Source organism: Paenibacillus dendritiformis (genome assembly GCF_015845845.1).
Lineage (GTDB): Bacteria > Bacillota > Bacilli > Paenibacillales > Paenibacillaceae > Paenibacillus_B > Paenibacillus_B dendritiformis_C.
In genome coordinates this window covers 1-16,759 of record NZ_LDIG01000249.1, presented here as the reverse complement: position 1 = coordinate 16,759, position 16,759 = coordinate 1, and the positions used below count along the sequence as shown (strand labels likewise).

General features: G+C 55.6%; 12 protein-coding genes and 2 pseudogenes. 6 read left to right on the top strand and 8 right to left on the bottom strand.

Annotation, left to right across the window (positions count from 1 at the left end; all coding sequences use genetic code 11):
- Positions 1 to 651: 651 nt before the first annotated feature.
- The 4 genes from ltrA (at position 652) to ABD76_RS24830 (ending at position 4,217) form a co-directional block, all read left to right on the top strand.
- A complete protein-coding gene (gene ltrA / locus ABD76_RS24845; protein WP_197259675.1) occupies positions 652 to 1,977 on the top strand; it encodes a group II intron reverse transcriptase/maturase in 1,326 nt (441 codons plus the stop codon).
- A 167-nt stretch (positions 1,978 to 2,144) separates the two neighbouring features.
- The gene (locus ABD76_RS24840; protein WP_197259674.1) at positions 2,145 to 2,570 is read left to right on the top strand and encodes a cell wall hydrolase; all 426 of its coding nucleotides are present in this window, start codon (positions 2,145 to 2,147) and stop codon (positions 2,568 to 2,570) included.
- A gap of 91 nt (positions 2,571 to 2,661) precedes the next feature.
- Entirely contained in the window at positions 2,662 to 3,177 is a 516-nt protein-coding gene (gerQ, locus tag ABD76_RS24835) for a spore coat protein GerQ (RefSeq protein ID WP_197259673.1), read from the top strand.
- Positions 3,178 to 3,392: 215 nt separating this feature from the next.
- Positions 3,393 to 4,217, top strand: coding sequence for an aldo/keto reductase (locus tag ABD76_RS24830; protein ID WP_420901969.1), 825 nt, complete (start codon positions 3,393 to 3,395; stop codon positions 4,215 to 4,217).
- Positions 4,218 to 4,324: 107 nt separating this feature from the next.
- On the opposite strand, the gene ABD76_RS24825 is transcribed toward ABD76_RS24830, so the two are convergent.
- Positions 4,325 to 4,951 (bottom strand): TetR family transcriptional regulator, encoded by a 627-nt coding sequence (locus ABD76_RS24825; RefSeq protein ID WP_197259671.1) that lies wholly within the window; start codon positions 4,949 to 4,951, stop codon positions 4,325 to 4,327.
- 179 nt (positions 4,952 to 5,130) lie between these two features.
- Here ABD76_RS24825 and ABD76_RS24820 point away from each other — a divergent pair, with 179 nt between their 5' ends.
- Positions 5,131 to 6,789: an MFS transporter gene (locus ABD76_RS24820; RefSeq protein ID WP_197259670.1), complete on the top strand. Its 1,659-nt coding sequence runs from the start codon at positions 5,131 to 5,133 to the stop codon at positions 6,787 to 6,789.
- A 63-nt stretch (positions 6,790 to 6,852) separates the two neighbouring features.
- Here ABD76_RS24820 and ABD76_RS24815 read toward each other — a convergent pair whose 3' ends face one another.
- From ABD76_RS24815 to ABD76_RS24785, 7 genes and pseudogenes are all read right to left on the bottom strand, one after another.
- Positions 6,853 to 7,521, bottom strand: coding sequence for a 3'-5' exonuclease (locus tag ABD76_RS24815; protein WP_197259669.1), 669 nt, complete (start codon positions 7,519 to 7,521; stop codon positions 6,853 to 6,855).
- A gap of 179 nt (positions 7,522 to 7,700) precedes the next feature.
- Positions 7,701 to 9,559, bottom strand: a pseudogene (locus tag ABD76_RS24810) (alpha-galactosidase); the annotation flags it as partial.
- A 29-nt stretch (positions 9,560 to 9,588) separates the two neighbouring features.
- Positions 9,589 to 11,094 (bottom strand): response regulator transcription factor, encoded by a 1,506-nt coding sequence (locus ABD76_RS24805; RefSeq protein WP_197259668.1) that lies wholly within the window; start codon positions 11,092 to 11,094, stop codon positions 9,589 to 9,591.
- A complete protein-coding gene (locus ABD76_RS24800) occupies positions 11,091 to 12,836 on the bottom strand; it encodes a sensor histidine kinase (RefSeq protein WP_197259667.1) in 1,746 nt (581 codons plus the stop codon). Before ABD76_RS24800 ends, ABD76_RS24805 begins: the two co-directional genes overlap by 4 nt.
- A 45-nt stretch (positions 12,837 to 12,881) precedes the next feature.
- The gene (locus tag ABD76_RS24795; protein ID WP_197259666.1) at positions 12,882 to 13,700 is read right to left on the bottom strand and encodes a carbohydrate ABC transporter permease; all 819 of its coding nucleotides are present in this window, start codon (positions 13,698 to 13,700) and stop codon (positions 12,882 to 12,884) included.
- Complete coding sequence (locus tag ABD76_RS24790; RefSeq protein WP_197259665.1) at positions 13,700 to 14,584, bottom strand: carbohydrate ABC transporter permease; 885 nt, start codon at positions 14,582 to 14,584, stop codon at positions 13,700 to 13,702. The genes ABD76_RS24795 and ABD76_RS24790 overlap by 1 nt, the downstream gene beginning before the upstream one ends.
- An 81-nt stretch (positions 14,585 to 14,665) precedes the next feature.
- The gene (locus ABD76_RS24785; protein ID WP_242069799.1) at positions 14,666 to 15,511 is read right to left on the bottom strand and encodes an ABC transporter substrate-binding protein; all 846 of its coding nucleotides are present in this window, start codon (positions 15,509 to 15,511) and stop codon (positions 14,666 to 14,668) included.
- Positions 15,512 to 16,412: 901 nt separating this feature from the next.
- Here ABD76_RS24785 and ABD76_RS24780 point away from each other — a divergent pair.
- Positions 16,413 to 16,759, top strand: a pseudogene (locus ABD76_RS24780) (group II intron reverse transcriptase/maturase); the annotation flags it as partial.

Genomic DNA, 16,759 nt, shown 5'->3' with positions numbered 1-16,759 from the left:
TGCGCTTGGCAGCGCATCGTACTAACGGGTGAGAGTCCCGAGCGCACCGCGAGGTGGCGGAAGCGCATAGCTGAACCAATAGTGCTCTGGCCGCGAGGCAGAGTGCGGAGGATTGGAAGGCAAACCTCGGAACAGGCGGCATGAACCATGTTGGCTGTCGAAGCCGGATGACCCTGCAAAAGAAGGGGATGTCCCATACCACCGGAGGCTTCGAAAGTTAGGAGGACTGGATTCGAGGGAAAGTCGATGACGTGACCCAAGGAGAACTCATCGTTTCCGAAAAAAACACGGTAACCCGCACACAAGGCCGCAACGGTCAAGGTGAGGCTACGAATGGTGAGTAGTCAGACGTAGGGATAGTAGTGAACAAACTTGTCGGAAAAGCCGCAATGGCAAGTGAATCGGCGCATAGTCGCCGGTGCAAGCCCTAACCCAAAAGGAAGGGACTTGACGCGAAGCCCGAAACCAGCGTAAGGGAAGTACTGAAAAAAAGAAACTCGCCATGTGCCAGACAGCAGTCGGGGAGCCATGAAGAGCATAGAACCGAGGTCGAACATACGGGTAGACCGTCTGGGGCGAAGTACCATCCAGTAACCCGGCCTATTGCCGTACAGGCTAACAAACCGGGTCTTGAGGGGAAGGAATCGGGGCATGGACGATAAGACGCCAAGCGTCAGGGATTTCCGTGAGGGAGTAAAGAATGGCAAGAAACGCAGATGGTACAGCCTTATCGACAAGATATGGGCGGAGACAAATCTGAAAGAAGCCTATCTAGAGGTGAAACGCAACAGGGGAGGCGCAGGCGTAGACGGAGTGACCATTAAGGCATACGAGTCTGAGTTGGAGGGCAATGTACAAGCCCTTCACCACGCACTGCGAACCAAAACGTACCGTCCGAAGCCGGTGAAGCGAGTGTACATACCGAAGGCGGACGGGACAGAGCGGCCCCTGGGCATCCCGACGGTAGGAGACCGAGTGGCACAAGCAGCAGCAAGGCGAATACTGGAGCCGATTTTTGAGGAGCTGTTTCTGGACTGCAGCTTCGGCTTCCGCCCGGGAAGAAGCGCACATATGGCGCTGGAGAAAATTCGCAAAGACTTGATGGATGGATATGTGTATGTGATAGACGCTGACCTGAAGGGCTACTTTGACACGATCCCGCATGAGAAATTAATTGATGCGGTACGTGAGGAAGTGGTGGATGGCAGCGTATTGGAGTTGATTCGACGCTTTTTGAGGGCAGGAGTCCTGGAGAACGGAAGTTTTTATCTAAACGAGCAAGGCACCCCGCAAGGAGGAGTAATAAGTCCGCTGCTGGCGAACATATACCTGCATCCGCTCGACAAGCTGATGACGGAGAGAGGTCACCGGATAACAAGATATGCGGATGATTTCGTCATCTGCTGCAAGTCGCAGAAAGGAGCAGAACGGGTAAGGAAGTCGGTTGCCCGCTTTCTGGAACAAGAACTTGGGCTGAAGGTGCATCCGGAGAAGACGAAGATTGTGGATAACCGGACAGAGGCATTACTGTTTCTGGGATACGAACTACGGCAAAACCGGATGTATCCCTCGGAGAAGGCCAAAAAGAAGTTCAAGGAACGGGTGAAGGAGCTAACGCGCCGAAACCAGACAGTGAACGTCCAGAAACTGATAAAGAAGAAGTTGAACCCGTACTTGCGAGGGTGGGGAAATTACTTCGGACGAGGACAGGGCGTAAAGTTCTTCAAGCAGATGGACGGCTGGATACGCAGAAGACTGCGAGCCGTACAGATGAGAAGCTGGAAGAAAATCCGCAAACTGCACCGAGAATTGCGTCGGAGAAACTTCGAAGGGGAGCTCCCGCAGCTAAGAATGACAGCGTGGAGAAATTCCCGCAGCTTCCATATTCAATATGTGATGCCGAATGAGTGGTTCCACGAGATAGGTCTGTGTTCTCTTGTTATGCTTTACAATGAACTGCATCCCCAAAGGGGATAGCGCTGGAGGAGCCGGATGCGATGACCCGCATGTCCGGATCTGTGAGAGGCCCATGCGATTACGTATGGGCCTACTCGATTCTGCTTCGCCGCCCTTGTCCGTTGTCACCAAATAGGCGCCTGCACATATGATGAGGATATCGAAAGAAAGGAGGGGAGCGGACGAAGATGGCGGTCATCAAAGCAAACTCCGAAGACGTGAGGCTGCTGGCTCAACTGCTGCGGGCCGAAGCGGAAGGCGAAGGAGAACTCGGCATGCTGATGGTTGGGAATGTTGGAGTGAATCGAATTTTAGTGGACTGTCTTGATTTTGTAGACGTGCGGAATATGAGGGATATGGTCTTTCAGAGTCCAGGGGGCTTTGAGTCGACACAGAAAAGCTATTTCTATCAAAGGCCGCGTGAATCCGAAATCCGTCTGGCCAGACGTGCCATCAATGGGGAGCGTACCTGGCCCGCTACTTACGCGCTGTGGTTCTTCCGTCCGGTGGGAGAATGTCCGGCAACCTGGTATAATCAGCCGAATTCCGGGCGGTTTAAGGCCCATTGCTTCTTTTCCCCGTCTGGCGACGATTGTCCGGATGTGTACCGGTAAGTCTCCATCCTACTGTGGTTATGAAGCATGACCATCGCTTGTGACACAACAAATAAAAAAGCCGCAAAGGCTAAGAAGGAGAGAGTGCAAGATGAGTTACAGCTATTCCACGTATGGATACTCCAATCCGCCGGCGTATCAGCCGCAACCTTGGGGCGGGTCGAAATGTATATCCCCGTACATGGGAGCCCCGACACCGACCCCATATATGGGCGCCCCGACGACGTCCGGTTACATGGTGCCGCAGCAGGTTCAGGGCGCTGCCGTTCCGCCGTCGGTGCCAAGCGGCAGCCCAATGATGCCGAGCGGAACTGTCATGGCCACGCCGCCGCAACTGTTTGAGCAGTCCTACATCGAGAACATTTTCCGGCTCAACCTGGGCAAAATCGGCACCTTCTACATGACCTACGAGAACAACTCCCAATGGAACGCGAAGGTGTTCCGCGGTGTCCTGGAGGCAGCGGGTCGCGATCATATTATCATCAGCGATCCGAATACAGGGCAGCGCATCGTTATGCTGATGGTCAATTTTGATTATGCGACCTTCGATGAGCCGTTGAACTATCAATATCCAGGCGTGACGCCGCGCCTGCAGGACGAGGCGTAATCGTGAGTCCAGGCCGCTTCCGATGGATGCGGCTATTCTTCTGGCGCGGGCTTGTCCCGGCAGGCGGCAAGGCGGACAGATTGGATGCGGCGCCGATCGGGTAATATAGGACAGGGTTTGATTTGGGGCGCGGAATGGGGCTATACTAGATAGAGGGGCGCCATCGCGCAGTATCTGTATGGAATCACTTTTTTACTTATGAGGAGGTTATGAATGTGATCGTTACTTTGAATAATGGTGTGCGCATGCCGCAGCTTGGCCTGGGGGTATGGCGCGTAGAAGAAGGGCAGCAAGTCAAAGAATCGGTCAAGACGGCGCTGGAGATTGGATACCGCCTCATTGATACGGCAGCGATCTATCAGAATGAAGCAGGCGTAGGCGAGGGAATGCGCGAGTCCGGCGTGAAGCGCGAAGATATTTTCCTGACGACCAAAGTATGGAATTCCGATCAAGGCTACGACGAGACGCTGCGGGCGTTCGAGACCAGTCTGCAAAAGCTGGGTACCGATTATGTCGACCTGTATCTGATCCATTGGCCGGTGCCTGCGAACGATAAGTATGTCGATACATACAAAGCATTGGAAAAATTGTACGCTGACGGCCGCGTGCGGGCGATAGGCGTATCGAACTTCCATATCCCGCATCTGGAGCGAATTTTGCAGGAGTGCAGCGTGAAGCCGGCCGTCAACCAAGTGGAATGCCATCCGCGCCTGGCTCAGAACGAGCTGCGTGAATTCTGCAAGCGCAACGAGATTGTGCTGGAGGCTTGGAGCCCGCTGATGCAGGGCGGCGATATTTTGACGAACGAGACGATTGGGGCCATTGCGGGCCGGCATGGGAAGACGCCTGCGCAGACGGTGATTCGCTGGCATTTGCAGAAGGGCAACATCGTCATTCCGAAATCGGTCACGCCATCCCGCATCCGGGAAAACTTCGATGTATTCGACTTCGAGCTCACGGAAGAAGAAATGGCCGATATCAACGGGTTGAACCAGGACAAGCGCGTCGGTCCGAATCCGGACGAGTTCAATAACGCTTAAGATAGCTGATATATAAGGGACATTCGTCCCGCAGGCGGGGAACCGTCCGGCAGATGCCGGGCGGTTCTTGCTTGTTCCCGGAGAACGGTGAATCGGGGACAGGCGCCCTACTCCTTCACGCCGAGCAAATAAGCGGCAATCATATCGATGGTCTCCGCCTTGATTCGCTCGGATGAGACGGGCAGCGCGGAGAACACGATCGTGTCCACGAGCCTATCCAGCGTCTCGAATACGACAAACGACGCAGCTTCGATGTCCGTGACGCGCAGCTGGTCCCGTGTCAGGTTCAAATACTCCAATGTAATCCTCCGGCCTATCTCGTATTGCTCATCCATCAACTGCTTAATCTCCGCATCGGATTGATACATGACTTCCAGTTCATTGTGGAATTCGGTATAGACATCGTGGCTCCGAATCAGGCTGTCCACGACATGGGCAATCCCCGGCCGCACACCGCTGTTCTGCAAATCAACTTCCTCCAATGAGGCATTGAACGTGTCCATAAAATGTTGATTATACCGCTTCAGCGCCTCCACGAACACTTCCCGTTTGTCGGAAAAGTAAGCGTAAAAGCTTCCGGTCGAGACGCCGGCCGCCGCGGCAATCTGCTTCGTATTCGTCTGATGAAAGCCTCTCTCGGAGAAGAGGCGCATCGATGCCTGCAAAATCGCTTCTCTCGTTCGTATGCTCCGATCTTGGCTCGGTGTGCGGGTTGTCTGCTTCCCCTTGCTCACGAAGCCGCTCCCTCCCTTAATGGTAACGATTGTAGTTGATTGTAGAGGAACTGTTTCGCTCTGTCAATGAAATATGAACTCTAGTTCAAATTTATAGTTGACAAACATGAACTAAAGTTCATATAATTCAAAAAAGTGAACTATAGTTCATATTTATAAGGCAAAGGAGTGGAAGGCGTATGAACCTTGCGCTGCGAAGAACAGTTTCTTTTACCGCAATTATTCTCGGGTTTTTTATCGCCTTGCTAGACACGACTATCGTCAATGTGGCGCTGCCGGAGATGACGCGGCATTTCGGCGGGTCGGTCGGGCAAATTTCGTGGGTGGTAAACGGGTATAACCTTGCGTTCGCCGTCTTTATAATGACGGCGGCCCGTTTGGCGGACCAGTTCGGAAGGAAGAAGATATTTCTGGCGGGGGTGCTGCTGTTCACGCTGGCCTCGCTGTTCGCCGGCCTTGCGCCGAACGCGGGAACGCTGATTGCGATGCGGGTCGTTCAAGGCTTGGCGGGAGCCATTATCGTGCCGGTGACGGTGCCGATGGCGACGAATCTGTTCCCGAAGGAGATGCATGGAACGATCATCGGCATCTGGGGAGCGATCTCGGGCCTGGCTGCGGCCAGCGGCCCGGCGCTTGGCGGAGTTCTGACGGAGAAGCTGAATTGGCAGTGGATTTTCTATGTCAATGTGCCGCTGGGCATCATCTGTATGCTGTTGACGCTCGTCTTCATACAGGAGTCGTATGATCCGACTTCAGGCCGGCGCATCGACTATGCCGGGACGCTGGCCATTACCGCCGCGATGTTCTGTCTGACGTACGGTCTGATTCAAGCGAATGAATACGGTTGGGATTCTCTGCAGATTATGCTGTTGCTCGGCGGGGGAGGGCTATTGCTGGCGCTTTTTTTCATCGCGGAGTGGAAGGGGAAGGAACCGATGCTGCCGCTTAGCATGCTCAAGATCAGAGCGTTCAACGGGGCGGCGATTACGATGCTTGTCGTCGGCGCCGGGTTGATGGTGATTTTCTTCTTGACGTCCTTCTTCCTGACGCGAATGATGGAGATGTCCGAGCTGCGGGCCGGCCTCTTGCTGTCGGTCGTCGCCTTGGGCTCGATGCTCTCCTCCGCAGTCGTCGGACCGCTGTCCAATCGCTTCGGCAGCCGTTTGTTCGCGGTGGCGGGGCTTGCGATGATGGGCGCAGCCGCCTATTGGCTTGGCAGTCTGGAGCCCCGCTCGACCGTCATGGACGTCGTGGCCCGGCTGGCGCTGGCGGGATTCGGGATGGGCATGACGATCGTGCCGGTCATGGCCTCCTCTGTTCGCAATGTGCCGGAGGAGAAGGTCGGCATATCGTCCGGGGTCGTCAATATGACCAAGGCGCTGGGCAGTGCGCTCGGCGTCGCTCTTATCGTCACGATGTTGCAGTCCAATATGACGCAGGAACTGGAGGAGGCGCGCATGCTCGCGGCAGACACGCTGCGAGCGAACAAGGTGCTCGATGACGCGCTCAAGGAGCAGTTGTCGGAGAAGCTGGCCGCTCCCGCTCCGGCCGTGAGCCTGGCATCGCCGAAGCTGTCCGCCGAGACGGCGCTTGCCGGGATTAGGGAGCGGGGGGCCCATGCCGCCGCCGAGCTTCCGCCGGAGCAGCGGGAGGTCTTCGCGAAGCATCTGGACGGCCAGGTGCAGGAAGTGAAGCGGCTGCTGGGACAGGTGGAGGATGATTATCGGGCAGCGGCCACCCGTGCCTTCAGCCGCACCTTCGTCATCTCCTGCTGGCTGCTCCTGCTGGGTATTCCGTTCGCCTGGATCAGCGACAAGCGGCGTACAAGGAGCAGATAGCCAGGGCTGGGACGGAACGATCCGGTTGGTTCAGCCGCCCGCTGTCCCGCGCTTTGCCCCGGCTCACTCCTTCGGCAGCTGCAGCCGGGCGAGCGCCGCGAACGGATTCGCATCCGCATCGTCTTCCGGCTCGTCCCGATAGACGACGGCGCTCTCATAGTTTGGATGCTCCTGGACTTCATTTCGCTGAAGCTGGATATGATCGATCATATGGATGTAGATGAGCGCCGTATTGTATGCGTCATCGAGCGCCCGGTGCTGCGTGCCGACGAACGGAACCTGCAGCGTGTCAAGCGCGGTCTTCAGTCCGACCTGCTGGTGGCTCCCCCGGTTCATGACATGGGACACCGGCTTCTGCAAATTGTTGTGGTTGCGCAGCCAGTGGAGCGGGATGCGCTTCATGCGGCATTCCTTCAGGAATTGGGCTTTGTCGTCCGGTCCCCAGGAGCAGAGCGCGTAATCCTCCGTATCAATCCAGGCGACGAATTGATCCAGCACATCCTGCAGGACGGGAGAAGCGTTGACGTCTTCCTGGCGGATGCCCGTGAAATTGACCGTATCCTGGGACAGCTTGGGGGAGAGCGTCGGCTTGACGAAGGCCTGGAATGTGTCGACGATGGCGGCCTTGCCGTCCTGCTCCGCTACTTTTACCGCGCCGATCTCGATAATCTCCGCGAATTCCCCTTTTTTCCGCTTTACGGTCATTTCCAGGTCATAGATGATGGCTAACATGGGCTTACTCCTGTTCTGTTCGTTTAGTCTCTCTGTATTTTACCATAAAAGACAAGACAGGTTGGAAGGAACTACTTGGATAGGCTGGACAAACGGAAAGAAGCGGCCCAAACGAAAGGAGCGCCAAATGGAACCGCCGCCTTTGCCGTGGAAGGGCAAAGACGGCGGTCTATCACTTGTACAGCGGTAAAACGGTAAAGGATGCTGCAGAAATCATGCTCCATCTGCGGCATATGAATCCCTGCATACATGAGTTCATCGCCGCCATAAATGCGGCCGGTCTGTTCCAGGCGGTACATGGTATCCGGGCACAAACCTCGCAGCTTGATGCGGCCGATCGCCGGGTTCGGCACGGCGAGCACGCGGAAATGGCCGAGCAGCGCCTCCTTGCGATCCGCGGAGACGAACATCCATGCCGTCACGGCGCTGGTGAACGGACTGGAGAGGCGGTACATGTCCCCATGCTGCACGAGAGCGCGCACCGATTTATAGAATGCCACCTGCTCCTTGACATCGTTCTTCTCCGCCTCCGTGAATGTCGTCAGGTCGAGCTCATAGCCAAGATTTCCCGACATCGCCACATGTCCTCTCATCTCCAGGCTCGTGACGCGCCCGATCTGATGATTGGGGACGGCCGACACATGCGCCCCCATGACGCTGACCGGGTAGACGAGACTGGTGCCATATTGAATCTTCAGGCGCTCGACGGCATCGGTGTTGTCGCTTGTCCATGTCTGCGGCATGTAGAAGAGCATCCCCGGGTCGAAGCGGCCGCCGCCGCCGGAGCAGCTCTCGAACAGCACCTCCGGGAAGGCGGAGGTCACCTGCTCCATGACGCGGTACACGCCCAGCATGTAGCGGTGCGCCGTCTCCCGCTGCCGCTCGGGCGGCAGGGCGGCCGACCGATCTCCGTCATGTTGCGGTTCATATCCCATTTGACATAGGCGATCGGGGCGCTCGACAAAATACCGGTGAGCATGTCCGCAACCGCCCGGCACACGTCCTCCCGGGAGAAATCCAGAACAAGCTGCGAGCGGGCCTGCGTCCGTCTCCGCTCCGGGACATGCAGGCACCAATCCGGATGGGCGCGGTACAGCCGGTGATAGGTTCGGGACATCCCGCCCAGCCCGGCGGCTGAATAGACCATGACCGCTTCCGGCGTCTGGAATGATTCGCCCGGCTCCAGCAGCCATTCGAAGTCGAACGGATTCAACCCCATTGAGACGCGCGTCGAACGGAATTGATCGACTTCCGCCTGGGCCAGGAAGCTTCCGCTGTAGACGAGGCTGAAGCCGTACACTTCGCCTTGCTCTTCATCCGCTCCCCGCGACAGCAGCGCAATGAACGGATTGTGCTGATGGCTGCTTGAGCCGCGGCGGCTCTCGACCGATTGCGTGCCGGCCGCCAGCGGGTGCCGCTCGATATGGCGCTCGCGCGCCCAGGCGCCCGGCAGGCGGAGCAGGTCGAATTCCGCATGCGGGAAATCGACGCTCATGGTAAGCGCCCGCTGGAGCCTTATGGCCCGGCTGCCGGCATTCCGGTAGCAGACGGAACGCGCAATGGCGTCATGCTCCGCGAATACGGTATACCGCAGTATCGCCTGCAGGCCCGTGACCGCATCCTCCAGCTCGTTCTCCAGCGTCATCGCTTCTTCATCGGCTTCGGCATAGGTCGCGGGCAGCCCTTCCAGAGCGGGCTTCCCGCTGACAATCGCGTGGCGGCGGTACATCAGCTCGGACGCCGTTCCCCCATGGGCCTGCCGCGCTTCATAGGCGGGATGCCGGAAATCGCCGCATCCATACCCCGGCAGCTCTTGAGGAAGCGTATCGGGCGAGAACGAGCGGTCTCGCGGATCCGGATTCGGATGGAACGAGCACCGCTCCACATAAGGGATTCGCTCCAGGGCATGAATTCCTCTCAGCTTGCGCCCCCAATAGATATGGGCGAGATAGCCGCCCTTCACCACCTGCATGATATAGCTTGTCTTCGGCGTCTGCAGGTGAAAGAGCTGCTCCGCCTCGTTATAGTCAATCTTCAACGTGATTCCTCCCGTGACGTAAATAGCGGCTACGGCATATTTTGCCGTTTCCGTTTTTTCTTATATTCGGAGGGAGAGCATCCCTCGAATTCGAAAAAGCACTTCGTAAAATGTCTTGTGCTGAAATAGCCGACCTGCTCGGCAACCTGCTGCACCTGCAGCGACGGGTCGGCAAGCAGTTCCTTTGCCCGCATCATCCGCAGCCGCATCACATATTTCACGAACGTCGTCCCCGTTGTCTGATGGAATAACGTGCTCAAATAGTTGGGCGTGACATGAAAATCCCGCGCCAGCTCCGTCAACGTAATCTCGCTCGCATAATGCTGCTCCAGATAGGCGATGACCTGTTCAATCATCGTGGAGCCGCAATCCTTGGAAGCCTGGTGCTGCAGCAAGCTGTCTCCGGCCTCGTGAAGCGCCTCTATCCAGTTCTCGCTGCATATGTCAATCCGCAGGTTCATCGTGACGGATGCATACGCCTCAATCGAATGCGCGGCGGAGGGGGAGCAGGCGGACAAGCACTCCGCCTGGAACAACTGCCACAGCCGATCGGCGGTCTTCATATAGGACAAGTAGTGACGGCCCTTATAGGCCGCGCTCAGATCGAGCCACAGCCGGCTGACTTCTGCCAGATTCCCGGCCTGCGATCCGATCAGCAGTTCCTTGCTCCAGTGCCTGCCTATCCCTCTTGTGACGCGCAAGGGAGCGAAGCGGGCACATTCGTTCAACTCGTGCCGCAGCTCCTGGAGCGAGGCGCATATTCCCGTAGAGAACAGCGTCACGGTGACGGCAGCCTGCGCGCCGCTTGGCGTCTGCGCCTCATTCTCCAGATCGCGCAGCAGCCTGCGCATCGCGCGGCTTCCTTCCTGCTCCCGCTCCGGCAGCCAGGCGCCGATAAGAGCCATATGGCCATGGGGGAGCAGGAACAGCGCCGGATAGAAGGATTCAGACACGAGCGCTTCCATCTTCAGGCGCAGCCGGGAAAAGTACTGCTGATGGAATGCTTTCTCCTGTTCCTTCAGGCCGCTGTCGATCGCGAACGAGATGCCCATATACTGCGCCTGCTCGATAAACGGATCGTGGCATGACAAGTGAGGATCGACCCAGACCGAGAAGGCCGCGTTCAAGTTGCTCTCGAACTGCTTATACAGCAGGCTGCGCTGCTCCCGGACGATCCCGGCGACCCGCAGCAGCGCCTGTTCCAATTCCTTGGCGCTGGACGGCTTCAGCAAATAATCGGCCGCTCCCAGCTTGACCGATTCCCGGGCGCTGTCGAAGTCCGAGAATCCGGTCAAAATAATCCACTGCGTCAATGGAGAAAGAGGTTTCCCGAGGCGCATCGCTTCCATTCCGCCCATTTCCGGCATTCTCAAATCGAGCAGCACGATGTCGGGCCTGCAGTCCGGCAGCAGTTCAAGCAGATCCTCTCCGCTCTCCGCTTCCCCGCATATATCGAACGGGTGCGGCATCTCCTGAATCATGCTCACCAGCGTCATGCGTACCAAATATTCATCATCGGCAATGAGAATTTTCATGGACTCACTTCTTCCTTGCGGATTTGAATCGTAATGCTCGTGCCCTCGTCCACCGCGCTATGAACGGCAAAGGCTGCCGACGGATAGAGGAGGCGCAATCGTTCCTTCGTATTGGCCAGCCCGACCGCATTCGGCCGGACGGCCGCTTCATCGAAGCCCTTCCCGGTATCCTTCATCGCAATCGAGAGCCATGGCTCCCCATCGACCGATACCTCCATGGCCTGCACTTGCAGGAAGGCCGGGCGCCTGAGCGGCTCGATGCCATGAATGATGGCGTTCTCAACGAGCGGCTGCAGCAGCAGCTTCGGAATCATGGCATCTCCGACGGCCTCGTCATGTTCGATGCGGAACGTGAACTTGTTCCCGAAGCGCAACTTCTGCAGCTCGCAATAGCGCTGCAAAAAATCGAACTCCTCCCGAAGCGTGCTTTTGGGCCGGTCCTCCAGCGTATACCGCAGCATCCGGCTGAGCGATACGATGGCTTCTTCCAGCACATCCCGCTTGTTCATCCGGTTGAGGCCGATAAATCCATTTAACGTATTGTAGAGAAAATGCGGCTGAATCTGCGACTGGAGCGCGCGATATTCCGCTTCCTTCAATTGCAGCTTGGCGATATATTCGCGCTTGACCATGTCGCTGATTTGATCAGCCATCGTGTTATAGGCGAGCGACAGCTCATGGATTTCGCCCGTCCCGTTCCTCACCTCGATGCGCGACTGCCAGTCTCCGCGCCGGAAGCGGTTCATCGCGGCGAGCAGCTTGTGGTACGGGTTGATAATCCAGCGAGACAGCAGCTTGAACAGCAGGAACGTTGCCGCGATTCCGGCAATGGCGAACAAGCCGCCGACGATATAGAACCAGCGGATGTTGTTCATTAATTCCGTCTTGGACAGCAGCACGACGATGCTCCAACCCGAGCTGCTCATCTGCTTGGCGATCTTGACATAGGAGTCGCGCTCGCCCTCGACCATGTCGCCCGGCTGCACCGCTTGAAGCTGGATCTTCTCCGACAGCGGATGATTGGAGAAGATCAATTGATTGTCCTGGTCATAGATGCTGACAATCGAAGACACGTCGAATTCGATATCCTTGACCAGATGATTGATAATGGACAGATCCGCGTCCGCCATCAGCACGGCCAACGGCTGCCGCGAATCCGGATCCTGGATCAGCCGGGCGACGGAGAACGCATGCGATACGGCCGGGTTCGTCACGTAATAGCGCGGATGCGGACTAATGAAGACGGTCTTGCCGTCGGCTTCGACCGCCTTTTGGTACCAGGGTTGATTCCGGAAGGAATAATTTTCGGTAATCTGTCCTCCTTGCGAGGAGGGGAGCATATAGGTCGAACCGTCCAACGGCAGCAGCACGATGCCAAGAATGTCGCTGCGCAGATTGCGCATCAAGTTCGGCAAGCCGCTGCGCAGCGCGCGCTCCGACAGCAGCTTCGTATAATCGTCCACGGTGCTATAGCGGGAGCTCGCTTTTAATTTCAAGGCGTTCATCACTTCGTCGCTCAAGTAGGGGGTAATGGTCAGCCGCACCAGATCATCGAGATAGGTTTCCATATTTTTCGACAGCGACTCCAAAATGGTCTCTGTCTGCTTCGAGGTTCGCTCGGTAATGACGTTATAGAAATAGGAGGGCATCACATACACGATGACAAGCATCGGAATCATCAGGATGATGAAATACAGCACAAGCAGCTTCGACCGAAGCGAATGCAATTTCTGCGAAATCATGATGCCCTCCCCAATTGCGGTGCGGATGCGAACCGGTAACTCTGTTTATCCTTTGACGGCGCCTGAAGACAGGCCGTGTATGAACTGCTTCTGCAGCGCCAAGTAGACCAATGTAATCGGCAGCGCTCCCATCAGCGATCCGGCGGCGACCCAACCGATATTGCTATTGTATTGTCCGAAAAATTTCGCCAACGACACGGTGATGGTTCGCACTTCTGTTTTTTCCAGAAAAAAGACCGAGAACTGATAGTCATTCCAAATCGCGACGCCCGCCAAAATAATGACGGTGGCTGTAACCGGCTTCAGCAGCGGCATGATCAGCCGGAAAAACAGCCCGACCCGGCTGGAGCCGTCGATCATGCCCGCCTCATCCAGATCCTTCGGGATGGTGCCAATGAACCCGGTAAATAAAAAGATCGTGATCGGCAGGTTGAATGTCACGTGAATCAAAATAATTCCCCAGTACGTATTCAAGGCATGAATATCGACATAGAAGCGGTACAAGGGGACCAAAATGGCCAGCGGCGGCACGATAAGCACCGAGATGAACAGCATGTACATGAACTTGTTCCACTTCGTCTGATGCCGGGCCAGCGGATAGGCGGCCAGCGAGCCGATCGCGACGACGAGCACGACAGCGATGCCGGTGATCAGGATATTATTGATGAACGCTCTCCCAAGATTCGCTTCATTCCAGGCGTTCACGAAGTTGTCGAGATAGACATACCCCGGAAAGGCCCATTTGGAAGACAGATCGTCGGCCGCCTTGAAGGAACTGGTCAATAAAATATAAAACGGAATGGTATGGAGCGCAATGACAATGATCGAACCAATGGCGATCAGCCATTTTTTATATGATTTCATTATTGCTGCATCTCCTTTCTTCGCAGGAAGTACAGCGCAGACATGCTGATGACGGAGATGATGACGAACATCAGGTTGCCGAGCGAAGCCGCATATCCCGCATCTTGTCTGGAGAAATACAGGTGATACATCAAGGTGGAAAGCGAGGAGGATGCATAGCCCGGTCCGCCGTTCGTCATGGCGATAATGACATCGAACAGCTTCAGCCCGCCGATGAGATTGAGCACGACGTTGATCGTGATCGACGGTGCAAGCAGCGGCAGCGTAATGTTGCGGAACTGCTTGAGCGAGGAGGCGCCGTCGATCTGCGCCGCTTCGTAGTACTCCTTCGAGATCGACTGCAGGCCGGCTAAATAGATGACCATGGCAATCCCCATGTATTGGAACGTATTGACAAAGGTAATAATCCATACGTTAATATCCGCATTCGCTAATAAATTGATCGGCTCGTCCCGGAACCATAAAATAATATCGTTCAAGGCGCCTCCGTCATATTGGAACACAAAATACCAAATGTAGCCCATGATTAGCGGGCTGATAATGACCGGTAAATAAACGATGGTCCGGATGAGCCCTTTGGCCCGTATCGAGCGGTTCAAATATAAAGCGTACAGCAGGCCGAGTATATTTTGCAGCACCGTGCTGCCGACGCCGTAAATGATCGTGTTTTTCATCACGTTGACAATCTGCGGATCGGAGAACATGCGGCGATAGTTCTCAAAGCCAATCCAGCGGAAATCTTGGGAGTAGCCGTCCCAGTTCGTAAACGATATCTGAATTCCCTTCATAAAAGGATAAAAGACAAAGGCGGCAAACAGCGCCAAGGCGGGAATATAAAAGAGATTCAGCACGCTGCCGGACGACCGTTTTCTGTTCGTATTCATCGTGTTCTCACTCCTGACCTCTCATAGAGAGAGGGCTTGCTCGAATGAACAAGGCCCTCTTCTGCTGCGCGAGTCGTCTATCTATCTGTTGCGCAATCGCTCTACTTCCTGCTTCATCACTTCGGAATATTGCTCCGGCGTGATGCGATCGGCCAGAAGCTCCGTGCCCTGCTTGCACAAGACGTCCCACATTCCGCTCGGCAAGTAAACGCGGTCGAAGTAAGGGAATACGCGTACATCCTTGTACTGCTCATAATAAGGCGAGAATTCGTGCTTCGCATCAACGCCCTTGAGGCCCGGAGGAAGCATGGTGACATTCGCGATTTTGCTCATGTTCTCCGGCTTGGCGAAGAAGGCAAGCAATTTTTTCGCTTCTTCCATATTCTTTGTGTCTTTCCATACGCCCATCGTAAAGCGCTCGCCGCCCGAGAAGCTCGGTTCGTCGCCGGCAACCAGCGCAGGCACAGGCATATAGCCGATCTTCATCTCTTGGTTCATTTTGCGCACTTCTTCGGCAAAGCTCGGATTGACCATGACGAAGGCGACTTTGCCTTCCGCGAACTGGCGGGATGCATCGCTGTATTTCCCCGTAATGACGTCTTTATTGATATAGCCCTTCTTGTGCATCTCCCGGAATTTTTTCGGGAGCGGCGTCCATTTCGTCCAGTCGAAGGTTCCGTTCAGGAGCGCCTCCTTTTCATTCTGCTCCGGGCTGATGAGGAGCGGGGTCGCCATCAGATCGAAGTACTGGTCGATCGTCCAATCGTCGATGCCGGAGAAGTGGAAAGGCACCGTCTCGCCTTTCGTCTCCTTCACGATCTTGTCGGCGGCCGTCATCAGCTCGTCGAATGTGGACGGGACGGGAATATTCAATCGCTCCAGCAGGTCGGCGTTGTAGGTGAAGCCCAAGAAACCATATAATGGCATGAATGCAATGCAGTCTGCACGCTGATCGGAGCGGCTCTGATTGTGTCCTTCGTCGTTCCGGTTCAACACGGCGGTTGGCCGGCATAGCCGTTTCTATTCGCCTAGCAAAGCCTCATTATAGCAGAAGGGGATGGAAGAAAGCTCTCGGATCGGCTCCAAAAGGATTGACATTGTCCGTATTCCTCATTACAATGATCGTGCAGAAACGTTCGGCTTCAGCAACCAAACTCAGTCCAATGGATTGAGCGGCGAAATTTTGCGGAGGCGTGCACAGGTTACCGCTTCGTGAGCGCATCTGGTTTCGTTCGCCCCCTGTCAAGCGACAGGGGGTTTTTTGGTGCGCCCAGCATGGGCGCTATCTCTAGGGTTCAAGTCCCGAACGGTGAAGGCAGTAGTAGCCGTAGCTTAAGACAAGGGTGTCGACCGTGAGGTCGAATCTGAAGGAAGTCGGCGGCAAATCTCCGGTCTGAGGAACACGAACTTCATATAAGGCTAGCGCATGTTGGATGAGGTTGCCAAACAAACCAAAGTCCTTACTGCCGAAGGCATGCGAAAGTAAATGAAGCAGATAGATGGAGAGGAAGATAGCGCTCTTACCTGGGGAGATCTGTATGAACGCAGAGTAACTCTGTAAATCTGCCTGTGAAGGCAGACTGAACATACAGAAGTCAGCAGAGGTCATAGTACGACGGTTGTGACGTCAACGGTCGGAAGGACTGAACATGTTATAGGAATTGAACAACTTGGATTTCGAATGTAAGCAATGAAGGCAGACAATCTCCTGTTTTTATTCTCGGAGACCTATCTGGGGAAGTAGCGGTGAATACGCAAGGGTATCCAGAAGGGCTGAGCTTACAGCGGCATGAACAGAAGAACAATTCACGCGAGGAGTATGTCACGAATGATGGAGTTGCTGTTGTCACGGGAAAACTTGCTAACTGCACTGAAACGTGTGGAGGAGAACAAAGGAAGCCACGGCGTAGACGGAATGGCCGTAAAAGAGTTACGAGCCCACATCCTGCAAAACTGGCAAGAAATCCGTCACCGCTTGAAAGAGGGAACCTATGAGCCAAGTCCAGTCCGTCGGGTCGAAATCCCGAAACCGAACGGGGGAGTTCGGCTATTAGGCATACCAACCGTGACAGACCGATTCATTCAACAAGCAATAACGCAAGTATTGACACCGGTGTTTGACCCTGCATTTTCCGAACATAGCTATGGGTTTCGTCCGCGCAGACGAGGCCATGA